Origin of the sequence: Mesorhizobium sp. M0862 (assembly GCF_040319795.1) — a bacterium.
In the GTDB taxonomy this organism is placed as follows: Bacteria; Pseudomonadota; Alphaproteobacteria; order Rhizobiales; family Rhizobiaceae; genus Mesorhizobium.
In genome coordinates, this window is record NZ_JAMYOJ010000003.1 from 332,075 (window position 1) to 344,745 (window position 12,671).

Genomic DNA, 12,671 nt, shown 5'->3' on the forward strand with positions numbered 1-12,671 from the left:
GCAAACCTCTGCCGTCAACGCGGTCCTTGCATCCATGAACCGCTTTGCCGAACTCCTCGACCGCTTGGTGCTGACGCCGTCGCGCAATGGCAAGCTGACGCTGCTCGTCGATTATTTCCGCAGCGTCGAGGACCCCGACCGCGGGCTGGCACTGGCGGCGATCACCGGCGACCTCAACATTGCGGCGGTGAAGCCGGCGATGCTGCGCACGCTGGTCACCGAGCGCATGGATCCGGTGCTGTTCGGCTATTCCTACGACTATGTCGGCGACCTTGCCGAAACCGTCTCGCTGGTTTGGCCGCAGACGCCGGGACATATCCCCAACCGGGAGCCGACGCTTGGCGATGTCGTGGCGAAGCTGCAGGCGGCGAGCCGCTCGGACGGACCCAAGGTGCTGGCCGGGCTGCTCGACAGCGCCGGCATTTCGGCGCGCTTTGCCATCATCAAGCTCGTCACCGGCGGCTTGCGTATCGGCGTTTCGGCGCGGCTGGCCAAACAGGCGCTGGCCGATTTCGGCAAGGTCGATGTCGCCGAGATCGAGGAGCTGTGGCACGGGCTGACACCGCCCTATATCTCGCTGTTCGCGTGGCTGGAAGGCAAGGCCGAGAAGCCGAAGCGGACCGCACTTGCCCTGTTCAGTCCGGTGATGCTGTCGAACCCGGTCGGCGACGGCGACCTCGAAAAGCTCGATCCGGCCGACTATGCCGCGGAATGGAAATGGGACGGCATCCGCGTTCAGGCGGTGTGCGAGGGCGGCGTGCGCCGGCTCTATTCGCGCACCGGCGACGATGTGTCCGGCGCATTCCCCGATCTCGCCCAGGCAATGGATTTTTCCGCCGCGCTCGATGGTGAATTGCTGGTCGGCGAGCCGGTGGCGACCGGCACCTTTTCGGACCTGCAACAGCGGCTCAATCGCAAGAGCGTGGCCCCGAAGATACAGCAGCAATACCCGGCATTCATGCGCTGCTACGATGCGCTGCAGATCAACGGCGAAGATTTGCGCGCGCTACCTTTCCGCGAGCGGCGGGCCCGTCTTGAGGCCTTCATCACAACGCTGGACCCGCACCGTTTCGATCTGTCGCCATTCGTCGAATTCCCGGATTGGCAAACGCTGGAGGAACTGCGCCGCGCGCCGCCGCACCCGATTATCGAAGGCGTGATGCTGAAGCGCTGGGATTCGCCCTATCTCGCGGGACGGCCGAAAGGGCCGTGGTTCAAGTGGAAGCGCGATCCGCACACGGTCGATGCTGTGCTGATGTATGCGCAGCGCGGCCATGGCAAGCGGTCGAGCTTTTATTCCGACTATACGTTCGGCGTCTGGTCGGGGCCGGAAGGCGCGGAGGAATTGGTGCCGGTCGGCAAGGCCTATTTCGGCTTCACCGACGAGGAGTTGAAGCAGATCGACAAATTTGTCCGCGACAATACGGTCGAGCGTTTCGGCCCGGTGCGCTCGGTGCGCGCCGACCGCAGCCAAGGCCTGGTGCTGGAGGTGGCGTTCGAAGGTCTCAACCGTTCGACCCGCCACAAATCCGGCGTTGCGATGCGATTTCCCCGCATCTCACGGCTGCGCTGGGACAAGCCGACCGCCGAAGCCGACCGCATCGAGACGCTGCAGGCGCTGCTTGATCGCTAGGCAGCGCTCACGGTTCGATCGAAACGCGGATCTCGTAGATGTCGACCGCCTTGCCCTGCTTGTCGAAGTCGGAGTTGATGGCGATGCTGCCGGCCGCGCCCGGGGGCTTGTCGGGAAATTTCACGTCGAACAGATATTCGTTACGCTGCTGGCCGACCGCATAGCGCTTGCGGCCGCAGTCGCCGAGATCGCCGAAATTGCAGTCGACGGAGATCTGCGTGTCCTTGCCGTCCTCGGCGCGGGCGACGATGTCGAACACGGCATGTTTGCCGGCAAGCTTCTCCAGCACGCCCTGCCCGACATCGAAGCTGATGGCCGAGCCGGAAGCGCCGGAGCGGATGCGCAGGAAGGAGCCGGTGTCGTCCTGCACGACGTCGGCCTTGGCGTCGGACGGGGTCGCCACATGCGTTGGATCGGTGGGTGTAAACACGTTGATCCAGTCGCGCGTCTGTTCGGCGACACCAGGCTGCTGCGGCGCGCCAGGCTGCTGCGGCTCAGTTGTATCGGCAGGCGGCGTGAAGTCGTCATCGTCGACGGTCGGCGGCGCTTCGGGAGGCGCCGTGTCGAGCTGCGCCGGCGTCTTGAAGACTCCGGTCTGCACGGCGAAATAGAGGCCGATGCCGGCGGCGGCGAGCAACGTCACGCCAAAGAAGATCGCCGTCAGCGGCAGGCGGCGGCCCCTTATCCGCCTTTCATCGCGGTCAGGCGCCACTTCCGCCGCGGCCTCGGCCGGCGCGGAATCGGCCATATCGATCGCCGGGGCGCCGGGCAGCGTGGCGTCAGGCATGATGTCGGGGACGACCGGCAGCACGCGCGAACGCGGCGCGTCGGATGCCTCGGGCTGAACCGGTCCATCAACGACGATCGCCGGCGACGGTCCGGCCGCGACACCTGTCGGGGCATCGACCGCGGGCGCTTCGGCGGCGCCCCGTACGGCGTCTTGCGCCTGCGCAACGCGTTGCGTCAGCGCGGTATCTTGTGTCTGCGCAGCGCTCTGCGTCTGCGCAGCGACATCGGGGACCGCGGGCAGGAATTCGGATTCGATCTCGGCGATCTTTTCCTGCACCGCCTTACGGCGCTTGATGGCGGCTTCCACCGTCACGCCGGGATTGGCCTGGAGCACGCGGTCGAGCGCCGCGAAAGCCGACCGATAGACCCGCTCGCGAAATGCCCGGTCCTCGGCGTTGCCTTTCTCGAAGGCGTTGCGGATCGCTTTTTCGATCGCGTCCAAGCGAATTCCCCTGTCCGTTCGCTTACATTGCCATGATCGTTAGCCGCAGGCGACCAATCAATCAACGGGCGAGCGCCCGCATTCTGCCTTACAGGCCTGTTCAACGCCCATTTCGATGCGTTTTGGCAATAAAATCAGTCCGTTTGCCGCCTTGCCGGGCAATTTGCGCGCAGTCCGGCGCGACGTCTCCGCGTAATCGAAAAAGCAAACGAGGCGATGGCTTATTCCGCGCCAATGGAAAATGCCGGGACGAATTGCCGGATGCCGGCTCGAAATCGCGGTTGCCCATCTTGAATTAGCGGCCGGTTGAGTCTATCACCCAGCCGATCCTGGAACCTCGCGCTTCCCGGGCCGCTTTAGCTCAGTTGGTAGAGCACATCATTCGTAATGATGGGGTCAGGTGTTCGAGTCACCTAAGCGGCACCAATTATTTCCAAGGCTTTGCGGGTTCCCGAGGCGTAGAGCAAAAAACGCCCTGGTAGCAGTCTGGTAGCAAATCCGAAGCTCATCTGTTCGCCTTTTGTAGCGCCTCGAAACGGCGCAGCTGGACACCTCGCGGGCACCTAGAGTGTTGGCTAGCGGCGCCACGCAAGCTATGTTTGCCCCGTGGTCCCCGACATGCCGGCAGCCACGCCTATCAGAAAACTGATTATAGTTTGAAAACCGTTGGGGGGTACGGGGGTCGGCGCGGGTGCTCGCATTTTTGTACCATATATTCCCAACCCCTAATGGTCGACCTATATGGTTCTCTCATGGCAACTCTGCGGTACGACGTAAGGCGGGAACAGGATGGGACCTTGACGGTGTTCGACGTGTTCACCGGGCACCCGGCTATTGTAGCGGGCCACACATCTGTCGATCTTCCTGATACGGAGTACGCCAAGGAGCTGGCGGACATCCTGAATGCCAACGACCTGAAGCAGAGGCTGTCCCACGGGAGGTTCCCAGGAGGGTTCGCCTGATAGCACTCAGGTGCCGCGCTGGGCCTCAATCATCGCTGCCTCTCTGCGAAAAAGCTCTTCCAGCAATGCGCTGACCCGAATGGTATGATTCAGGACCATCTTTGTTATGGAAACCCGCTTGCGCGGGGCGTATAGGACTCGACGTTACCATTGCTTTTCGTAGGGAGGCTGTGATGGATAACGTGATACCAATCCGCAAAGCATTGCCTTGCGTCGAAGTGGTCGAAGCCTGCGGCGAATGGTCCGTTCGTGTGGCCGAGGAAGACCAGGAAATTACCCGATCCTTCGAGCTTGAATCGTTCGCGCTGTCCTTTGCGGAGGGCCAGCGGATACGCCTGCATCTCGACAAGTTCGTTCGCCTGTAAGAGAGGCTGAGTCCCATGAAAGAGCGGTGGGAAATTGATCACCAGATCATTGAAAGCGCCCGCCGTGGCCAGCGCCGAGCGGAGAGCCAACTGGAATCCCTGCAATCGACCATCCAAGAGACGCGCCGCGTCCTAGAGGCTTCGCGGAAGCTCTTGAAAAAGATTGCCGAGCACGAACACCCTACCCCGCCGTAGGGGAATGGCTGTCGGGAGGCTGTCAGTAATCCCCGGTATCCCCGAAATTATCCTGATTCACAGGACTAGATCCTTGACGCGTTCTTTTGTAAGGTCGGCACAGGGTCGGCTGATTCGGGAGAAACCGTCATGTTGCATAACCCCAGAATTACCGGGGAAGCTAAAGCGATTCCCGCCGATGTCATGGCTTGCGAGGACAACAAGTCCTTTATGGGAAAGCTGCCCGACGAGAGCATGCAGCTGATCGTCACGTCGCCGCCCTACAATATCGGGAAGTCCTATGAGCGGCGTTCGTCGCTTGAACAATACCTGGCTGACCAAGAGACCGTCATTGACGAATGCGTTCGGCTGTTGAGCCCTAGCGGCTCGATTTGCTGGCAAGTCGGCAACCACGTTCAAGACGGGCAAATTTTCCCGCTCGATATCATGCTCTATCCGGTTTTCCGGAAGCATGGCCTTCAGCTTCGCAACCGGATTGTCTGGCACTTCGAACACGGCCTGCATTGCAAAAACCGGCTATCCGGGAGGCATGAGACAATCCTTTGGTTCACCAAGACCGAAGACTACACTTTCAATCTGGACCCTATCCGCGTCCCGTCGAAATATCCCGGTAAGAAGCATTTCAAGGGACCAAACGCCGGCAAACTATCTGGCAACCCGCTAGGCAAGAATCCCGGCGACGTTTGGATTTTCCCGAACGTAAAGAACAACCACGTTGAGAAGACAATTCATCCTTGCCAGTTCCCGGTCGAGCTGGTCGAGCGCCTTGTGCTGTCCCTGACAGAGCCGGGCGATGCGGTCTTCGATCCCTATATGGGCGTCGGCAGCACGGTCGTTGCCGCGCTCATGCATGACCGTGCTGGCTACGGTTGCGACGTGGTGAAAGAATACGTCAAGGTCGCGAAAGATCGTGTACGTGACTTGCGTTCCGGGCGGCTTGAAACGCGTCCGATGCACAAGCCAGTCTATGACCCATCTCTGCCGCGCGGCGGCCACTGATGCAAATCGTCCAGTTCTATTCGCACCTCAACGGGTTCGAATATCTCATGTACCACAAGCCACATATCTGGAAGGACCTCCAGACGATTGTCGCTGGCGTCAACGCGGCTAAGTGCAAGACGAAAGCGTCTGCCGAAGCGAAGAAGGCGGGCAGGACGCTCTATTCTCCGGTTGATATGAATATTGAATTTGCCACGTTGTTTGATGCCCACAAATGGACGGAGCGCCGCGTGACCAACTGGGTTGCCGAAGACGGCGACCTTATGCGGAAGATCATGCGCGACAAACCGGACGAACAGAAAAAGGCAATCGAAGCGGCGGGGCTAGAGCCCATCAAGACCTACAACCAGACCGACTTTGTCAAAGATCGCGTCGCCGCTGAAGTGCAGTTCGGCAAGTACGCGTTTGTTGCGCACGACCTTTTCGTAAAGCACGTGTCTTTCTTCATCAGCGAGGATATCGACGTGGGTATCGAGATCGTGCCCATGAAGTCGCTTGAACGGGAAATGTCTTCTGGCGTCCCATACTACGAGCGCGACCTATTCAATCTCATGCGCCAAGGTCGCGGCATTCCGGCAGTGCCGATCATTTTGGTTGGCGTAGCGCCTTAGTCGGCCTTCTTGGGCTTTTCCTCTTTGGGTGGTGTGGCCTTCACCTTTTTAAGGGCCGCGTTCAAAGGCTCTTCGGAATCGACGGTGCCGATCTCCCGCGCCAGATCGCGGAACTTCTCTATCTGAGGCACTGACTTTTCGGCTTTTGCCACGGCCATGCCATGAGTGATGCGATCACTTATGCTCATTGCCGATTTCTCCCATGATCTCTGTTATCGCCACGGCGAGGGCGCGGGCGGTTTGCGCCTTGAGCCTGGCGAGGTGGAGCGGCTTCCAGTAGTCGCCGCTCATTGACTGTTTGTGCTCTTTGGCGAAGGCCTGATTTTCGGCTAACACCGCTTCCTCAATGGCGACCTTCGCCTCGGCGGCGAGGGCTTTACGCTCGGCGGCTTCGTACAGTTCCCCGAGCGTCACGCCTTCCGCCTCCGCATGATGATGTCAAAGCCGAGGGTTTGCGCCACGGCGACAAGGCAACCAAGTGTCGGTTCCCTCAAGCCGCCATGCCAGGCGTAAAAGGAATTCATCGCGACGCCAGATTTCAATTCCATGTCCGAAATCGGCATTGCGATGCGGCGGCGCTCATGCTGCAACGCGAACATCGCGCGGCGTTGCTGACTAAGATCGAATTCATCGATCAATGAAAAATCTTCGCCTGTCGTTGCTGTTGCCCTCCCCCTGGTCATAGTAGCCCGGCCTCCCGCGCCACCTCGGTCGGCACCGTCAAGACGTGCAGCGGTCCCGCCGGTGAAAGGTCCGCGTGGGCTAGAGAAATCCAGCCCTCGCGGCCCGTGTCATTGACCCGGACGAAAGCGCCCCGATCGTACCTGTCCAGCACCTTGACGGTGGACGTGAAAGGCTCGGCGGCGTGGTTCATCCCTCGGCCTCATCCCGTGTCTTGGTGCGCTCTTTGGACGTGACGAAGCCTTGAATCGTCTCGGCCCGGTAAAGGATGCGCCCTTGTTTCTTGACGTAGCCGGGGCCGGTGCCGAGCACCCGCCAGCGGGCGAGCGTCGCTTTGCTGCAACGAAGGATGCCGGCGACGTCATCGGCGTTTAGGAGCACCTCGCCGGTGGCCGCAAAGGCCACCGCGCGAGCTTCGTTGTTCTGGCCGAAGGAAAGGGCCAGGGCTTCCGTTTTGTCCGCCACGTTGGCAATTGCCTTTTCAGCAATAGCCAGGGCGCGGCGGGCGCCGGTCGCGGCGATTTGTAGGTCGCGAACTATATCAGACATCATGCCCCCGGACCAAAGTCGTCGTCTTCGGTGCCGAACACGTCATCCGCCTCGGCGGCTCGGTCGGCATCGCCGTCAACGTCTTCCTCGTCTTCCAAAATCACGCCGTCCGCGTCATGGGCGGGAAGCTCTTCGGCCACGGCCTCGATAACCTTCCCGGCAGGCTTCGCCTTCTCTTTCGGCTTGTCCGCCGCCTTCGCCGCCGCCATGGCGGCGTGAACGCCCCTCGGCCTGCCTTCGGGCTTGCCTTCCGAAGCGGCGGCCACAGTCTCGGCCGCTGGCGTGATGTCTTTGATTTCCGCCAGGTCCATGGCCTCGTCGGCGGTGCTCATGCCGTTGAGGATATGCGGCGCGTAGAGGCGGCCGAAGAATGCGGCCGACCGATACATCAGCATCAAGTCTTCCATGGTCTGCCACTTCGAACCGGCGCGGAAATACCAGCCTTCCGCCACCGCCATAGCGATGGAGACGGTAGGGCCTTCAAGCACCTCGCCGGTGGTCTTCTCGACCGCGTAGGCGGTGCATTCCTTATTCGTGATCGTGGCCTTAACGATCTTGCTCTGCCTCGCGCCCTTCGGGCCGCTCCATTCCGTTTTGGAAACCTCAGTCTGCCCGAGGTTCACTTTGCGGAAGCGGATCGGCGAGAAGAGCCCGCAAGCGTTGAGCGCGGCAATGATGAACTGCGATGCCCACGCCGGCCGGCCCTCGATCACGTTTAGGTTTTGCATAACCATGATGGGCGGAATCTGCATCCGGTTCGCCATATCGAGCGCGATAAGGGCGTTGCCCATATTTTGCTCGCCCTGGTAGCTGACGGGAACAAGGTTCGATGATGTCAGGGCCTTGCAAAGGCGCTGCCCGGCGGCGAAATCTGCCTCGCTTGAGAACACCGAAATGGCGCGGTGCGGCGCCGCTTGCTGCACGACGAGATTGTTTGAGGTCGTCATTTGTCTATGAGCCTTTCTTGGCCTTGGCGGCCTTGGGCTTCGGTTTGGACAGCCGAAGGTTTCGGTAGGTGGTTGCGGGGTAGATGATGGTCGAGGCTTCGCGGTGGACCGTTCCGGCGGAAAGCTTCCAGCCGCCGCCGAACACGGTTTCGGTGTCTTTGACGAAGTCGAGCAATTCGGCGGCGGCCCGCTTCTTGTCTTCCTCGGCAGCCTTGAACGCGATATCCGCGTCGAACTTCGCGACCATGAGGGCGGTAAGCTTCGCCGGGTCTAGCTCGGGCTCTTCGCCGGGGTGGTCGAGGTCAAACGACTTAGCGATGGTGGCGTGCCGGTAGAGCGTGCGGATCGTCTCATAGTCCGCCAGATAGTCAGCCGGCGGCGCTTCCTTCCTGGCGACGCGGCCGTGCATGTCATCGACCCGAACGATGATCTCATTGATCACTTCGTCGTCGCGGTCCCGGCGGAACACCCGCACTGTATTGCCGCCGATAAGGCCGGCCAGGGCGCCCCATCGAAAGCCGGTAACTGCAAGCTGGTGTTGCACCTGAAACTCGATATGCGGCGGCGCCTCTTCGTCCGACCAGTCTTTGCCGGCCACGAAGAAATCGACGTTCTTGATTTCCAGAACGCCGAAGCCGAGTTCGGGCCGTGCGGGGTCGCGGATGACATAGTCGGGCGACGCCCCCATGCCGCGAACCGTCTTTGATCTCGCGTAGAGGAAGGGGTGAGCGTCTACGATCTCCCATCCATGATCTTGGCAGACGCCTAAAGCGATTGCGTTTTGCAAACGCTTACCCCAAAGCATCCGCTCGGTTTCCTCGAATTCTACGGTGATGTTCCCGGCCATCCGGTGGAACATGTCGAACGGCGTCATGTAGGGGCTACAGCCGAAGAGCGTAGCCGAGCCGGTGGCGGTGATGTCCGGTTCCCGCAGCTTGTGCCAGGTGCTTTCTTTGCGCGGCCAGAACCATTGCGCGTCCGGCGAGTAAGGGGCCTTGCTCACGCCTTCACCTCGGCCAGCGCTGCCGCCGTGATGATGCTTCGAAAGGTCCGCCAGCGGCCCGCCGTGAAGATGCCGAAGGTATCGACCGCGTTGCCTTCAAGCGGAACGGTGACACCGGCGGCGCCCTCAAGCCAGACCTTATCAATGGCGACCTGTTCGCCATTCACGCGAGCTTCCGCCAGCAACACGCCGGCCGGTATCGTCTTGCCTACCGTCAATTCGTGATCGTTGTCGCCGCGCTCGATATGGCCGTCGATTGAGGTGAAGCCGTCAACCTCGGCGGTGAGGTGATGCGGGCTGTCGGGGCCTGCGGTGAGGTATTCCCCATTCTTGTCAAAGGCGCCGATACCATCGGCGTAAAACCACGCCGAGCGCCCCATGATATCGCTTGCCGGGCCGTCTTCTCTATCTCTGAACGGGCGCAATGGCCCGACCTTCCTGCCGCCTTTAGTGCGGTAGATTCCACCTGTCTTAACCAACATGCCGCCCGAATCCTCGTTTGCGTTTTGCTAACCGTTTGTAATATGCAAACACGCGGCCGGCGGCGTCAATCGATAAAATGCGACGGATTGATAAAATTTGAAGTTATTAACTCGCGGTGTGGTTTCTCAGACCGTCGCGGGCTTCATAAGCAGGATCGGCGCATACCATTCGACCTCGGCTTCGGCGGACTCAGGAATGCCGAGGCCGAGCAAGGTATGCGAGCCCGGCGTGTAGCCGCGCCGAATCGTGCGCAGCAAGATTTCGCCGGACTTGGTGCCGACCACGCATCCACGGCCAATCATCCGGTCGTCGGGTTCCCGGCGGGCGCCAGACACAACAATCCAGCCGTCTAGAATGTCCATCTTCGTTTGCGGGGTCCGCCACTGCCAGGCGGTCGACCCCGGCTCGACGTTGATGCCGATGTCAACCATGCGCTTGCGCTTGCTCGGCTCGGGTTGCACTTGGGCAGTTTCGTCAATCCAGCCCGCGAAAGGGAGAAGTTGCGAGTTCGCGGCCTCGCTTGGCTTTATGCCGTCAACCCGAACGCCGATATGTTCCATGATTTCGGAAACCGTGACACCCAGGATGCGCGCCATATCGGCGGCGTCCGAAAGCTTGAGCTTCCGCTTGCCACCTAGAATCAAGCTCATGCTCGCCTTGTCGATCTTGAGCATCCGGCCGAGGCCGGATTGTGAAAGCCGGTGCTCTTCCAGCTTCCGGCGGAACCAATCAACATCAGGCTTCGTGTTCATTCTCTATCCCCTTTACGCACTGCACTGCTATGCCAACCGGATTAGCAAAGTTGTTAACGTTTAGCAAACGATATCGTGTATGACCGTTAATTTCCCTTTGCGATTCGTCACGAATCTGTTTGCATTCCGAAGACGTGCCGAAATGGCACGCCTTCCCTAACGTAGGCGCCGGGCGGGGATAAATAGGCCTCCGAGCGACGGCCTTATATGTACGCGCAATGCTCAAAATAGCTGCAAATCCTGGCTTTCGGGCTGATGCAATAAGGTTAATTGCAAATTGATCTTTTGAACAGGCGAAAATTTCGGCTTGTGTTTGGGAAACGAACATGGTTTGCAATATGTCAACGTTTATCGGATTATGGCAAACGTGACATCGCCTTGCACAAGAGCGGCCACCCCTGGCGACTTCGTTTGCGAAGTTGGCGGCGGCGCCGCGAGCTTCGGGTACAACGTCAAACTCAGGGTCGGACGGCTCGGAAACTGGCGTTGCTTCGCCCATAGGGTTGACGAAACGCAAACGATTTTCAGAGCCGAGCCGGCCGAGACGCCGGCCCCGCCGCCACCGCCAACACCTCAAACTCAAGGGGATCTCTTTTAGCATGAACGCCTCAACCGAATTTTTGGACGGCCGCATAACCCTGTTGTCCGGCGACTGTTTCGCCCGTCTCGATGATATTCCCGAAGGCTCGGTCGACGCCGTGGTGTGCGACCCGCCCTATCACCTCACCTCTATCGTCAACCGCTTCGGCGCCGAGGATGCGGCACCGGCTACGCCGAAGGAAGGGAGCGCCGGCGCCTACGCCAGGGCCTCCGCCGGATTCATGGGCAAGACATGGGACGGCGGCGACATCGCGTTCCGGCCGGACCTATGGGCGAAGGTGCTTCGCGTACTGAAACCCGGCGGCTACGTTGTGGCCTTCTCAGGCACCCGGACCTATCACGACATGGCAGTGGCAATCGCCCGCGCCGGCTTCGAAGTCCGCGACAACATTCTCAACATGCTCGCCTCGGATACGGCGGTTGTGCAGTTTCTTGAAAGCCTTTCGCCTGCACAGGTCGAGGCGTTCTTTCGCTGCATCGAGGATAGCCAATTCGGCGGAATGCTGGCTTGGTGCTACGGGACCGGCTTCCCAAAAAGCCATAGCGTTTCGAAGGGCATTGACGACCATTTGTTCCGGCAATGGTTAGACGAAAACCCGGCCATCCGCGCGCGTCATGATCGCCTCATCAAATGGGCGAAGAGCCGGGACAAGCGCGGGGTTTCAACCGGGCTTCGCGGGCGGATTGAAACCGCGTTCAAGCGCCTCGGCGACTTCCGGGGCCAATTCCTCGGCAAAGAAACGCTTGTCAATGACATGCGCAACTCAGCCCTCTTGAACGTAGGCAAGGGCGAGGAACGCCCCGCCTATGATCGGGATATCTATTCCACCGGCACGCCCGAGGCCGCCGAGTGGGAAGGATGGGGAACCGCGCTCAAGCCGGCATGGGAACCGATATGCCTGGCCCGCAAGCCAATTAATGGAACCGTGGCCGCCAATACCCTGGCGCACGGAACCGGCGGCCTCAACGTGGACGCCTGCCGCATCGACGCCGAGAAGGCCACCGGATGGGGCGGCAAGGCGAGCGGCGGCGGCACTTGGACAGATGAAAACAGCGGCCTTTGCAAAGACGGCGCCGCCCGCCCGGTTCAAGGCCGTTACCCGGCGAACATCATAACGGACGGTTCCGCCGAGGTGGAAGCCGCGTTCCCCGATGCCAACGGCGCGCAAGGCAGCGTCTCGGGCCAGGAAGCCAGCGCCAGCACCAAGAACACGCACGGGGAGTACAAGCGGGCCGCCAGCGAGCCGCGCGGCGACGCGGGGTCCGCTGTCCGTTTCTTCTACAGCGCGAAGGCGGACGGCGACGACCGTCTCGGGTCCAAGCACCCGACAGTGAAGCCGGTAGATCTCATGCGCTGGCTTGTCCGGCTCGTCTGCCGCAAGGGCGGCACCGTGCTTGACCCGTTTGCCGGCACCGGCACCACGGGCGAGGCCGCGTTTTGGGAAGGGTGCAACGCAATCCTGATCGAGCGCGAGGAAGAATACCAGCGCGATATAGCGAAGCGAATGTCGCTCGTGCTGGCCGGGCCGGAAACCAAGAAACGGGCGCGTACCGAAATCGAGCCCCCCGAAGGCCTTCCGCTCTTCGGCGAAGATACGGTCGCCCACGTCTCAAAAATCAATGCCCGCGAAAAGCTTTTTGCTTGAACGGACCGTTTGCA

General features: G+C 60.7%; 16 protein-coding genes and 1 tRNA gene. 7 read left to right on the top strand and 10 right to left on the bottom strand.

The annotated features are described in order from the left end of the window. The first annotated feature begins 34 nt into the window (after positions 1–34). Complete coding sequence (locus tag NKI15_RS06590; RefSeq protein WP_023692612.1) at positions 35–1,633, top strand: cisplatin damage response ATP-dependent DNA ligase; 1,599 nt, start codon at positions 35–37, stop codon at positions 1,631–1,633. Between the two features lie 7 nt (positions 1,634–1,640). On the opposite strand, the gene NKI15_RS06595 is transcribed toward NKI15_RS06590, so the two are convergent. After that, complete coding sequence (locus NKI15_RS06595; protein WP_352514510.1) at positions 1,641–2,864, bottom strand: hypothetical protein; 1,224 nt, start codon at positions 2,862–2,864, stop codon at positions 1,641–1,643. A 350-nt stretch (positions 2,865–3,214) separates the two neighbouring features. Between NKI15_RS06595 and NKI15_RS06600 the strand changes: the two genes are divergently transcribed. The 5 genes from NKI15_RS06600 to NKI15_RS06620 all read left to right on the top strand — a co-directional run bounded on the left by NKI15_RS06600 (position 3,215) and on the right by NKI15_RS06620 (position 5,996). Next, positions 3,215–3,290 (top strand) — tRNA-Thr (locus NKI15_RS06600). Positions 3,291–3,661: 371 nt separating this feature from the next. After that, positions 3,662–3,826 (top strand): hypothetical protein, encoded by a 165-nt coding sequence (locus tag NKI15_RS06605; protein ID WP_352885944.1) that lies wholly within the window; start codon positions 3,662–3,664, stop codon positions 3,824–3,826. Between the two features lie 173 nt (positions 3,827–3,999). After that, on the top strand, positions 4,000–4,191 hold the full coding sequence (locus NKI15_RS06610; protein ID WP_352885837.1) for a hypothetical protein: 192 nt from the start codon (positions 4,000–4,002) through the stop codon (positions 4,189–4,191). Positions 4,192–4,515: 324 nt separating this feature from the next. Further along, entirely contained in the window at positions 4,516–5,385 is an 870-nt protein-coding gene (locus NKI15_RS06615; RefSeq protein WP_352885839.1) for a DNA-methyltransferase, read from the top strand. Beyond that, positions 5,385–5,996 carry a BglII/BstYI family type II restriction endonuclease gene (locus NKI15_RS06620; RefSeq protein ID WP_352885841.1) on the top strand — a complete coding sequence of 204 codons (612 nt, stop codon included), beginning with the start codon at positions 5,385–5,387 and terminating at the stop codon, positions 5,994–5,996. Before NKI15_RS06615 ends, NKI15_RS06620 begins: the two co-directional genes overlap by 1 nt. Here NKI15_RS06620 and NKI15_RS06625 read toward each other — a convergent pair. The 9 genes from NKI15_RS06625 to NKI15_RS06665 all read right to left on the bottom strand — a co-directional run bounded on the left by NKI15_RS06625 (position 5,993) and on the right by NKI15_RS06665 (position 10,411). Next, positions 5,993–6,184 carry a hypothetical protein gene (locus tag NKI15_RS06625; protein WP_352885842.1) on the bottom strand — a complete coding sequence of 64 codons (192 nt, stop codon included), beginning with the start codon at positions 6,182–6,184 and terminating at the stop codon, positions 5,993–5,995. The two genes, NKI15_RS06620 and NKI15_RS06625, sit on opposite strands and share 4 nt — an antisense overlap. After that, complete coding sequence (locus NKI15_RS06630) at positions 6,171–6,410, bottom strand: hypothetical protein (RefSeq protein ID WP_352885844.1); 240 nt, start codon at positions 6,408–6,410, stop codon at positions 6,171–6,173. The genes NKI15_RS06625 and NKI15_RS06630 overlap by 14 nt, the downstream gene beginning before the upstream one ends. Further along, positions 6,407–6,634, bottom strand: a complete 228-nt coding sequence (locus tag NKI15_RS06635) for a hypothetical protein (RefSeq protein ID WP_023828469.1) — start codon at positions 6,632–6,634, stop codon at positions 6,407–6,409. Before NKI15_RS06635 ends, NKI15_RS06630 begins: the two co-directional genes overlap by 4 nt. 41 nt (positions 6,635–6,675) lie before the next feature. Then, on the bottom strand, positions 6,676–6,870 hold the full coding sequence (locus NKI15_RS06640) for a hypothetical protein (protein ID WP_352885845.1): 195 nt from the start codon (positions 6,868–6,870) through the stop codon (positions 6,676–6,678). Continuing rightward, entirely contained in the window at positions 6,867–7,226 is a 360-nt protein-coding gene (locus tag NKI15_RS06645; RefSeq protein WP_352885847.1) for a helix-turn-helix transcriptional regulator, read from the bottom strand. Before NKI15_RS06645 ends, NKI15_RS06640 begins: the two co-directional genes overlap by 4 nt. Continuing rightward, positions 7,226–8,173 (bottom strand): hypothetical protein, encoded by a 948-nt coding sequence (locus tag NKI15_RS06650; RefSeq protein ID WP_352885849.1) that lies wholly within the window; start codon positions 8,171–8,173, stop codon positions 7,226–7,228. The genes NKI15_RS06645 and NKI15_RS06650 overlap by 1 nt, the downstream gene beginning before the upstream one ends. Positions 8,174–8,177: 4 nt before the next feature. Further along, positions 8,178–9,176, bottom strand: a complete 999-nt coding sequence (locus NKI15_RS06655; protein WP_352885850.1) for a YqaJ viral recombinase family nuclease — start codon at positions 9,174–9,176, stop codon at positions 8,178–8,180. Beyond that, positions 9,173–9,556, bottom strand: coding sequence for a hypothetical protein (locus tag NKI15_RS06660; RefSeq protein WP_352885851.1), 384 nt, complete (start codon positions 9,554–9,556; stop codon positions 9,173–9,175). The genes NKI15_RS06655 and NKI15_RS06660 overlap by 4 nt, the downstream gene beginning before the upstream one ends. 228 nt (positions 9,557–9,784) lie before the next feature. Beyond that, positions 9,785–10,411 carry a helix-turn-helix domain-containing protein gene (locus tag NKI15_RS06665; protein WP_352447112.1) on the bottom strand — a complete coding sequence of 209 codons (627 nt, stop codon included), beginning with the start codon at positions 10,409–10,411 and terminating at the stop codon, positions 9,785–9,787. 599 nt (positions 10,412–11,010) lie between these two features. Between NKI15_RS06665 and NKI15_RS06670 the strand changes: the two genes are divergently transcribed. Further along, a complete protein-coding gene (locus NKI15_RS06670) occupies positions 11,011–12,657 on the top strand; it encodes a DNA methyltransferase (RefSeq protein ID WP_352885852.1) in 1,647 nt (548 codons plus the stop codon). Positions 12,658–12,671: the final 14 nt, after the last annotated feature.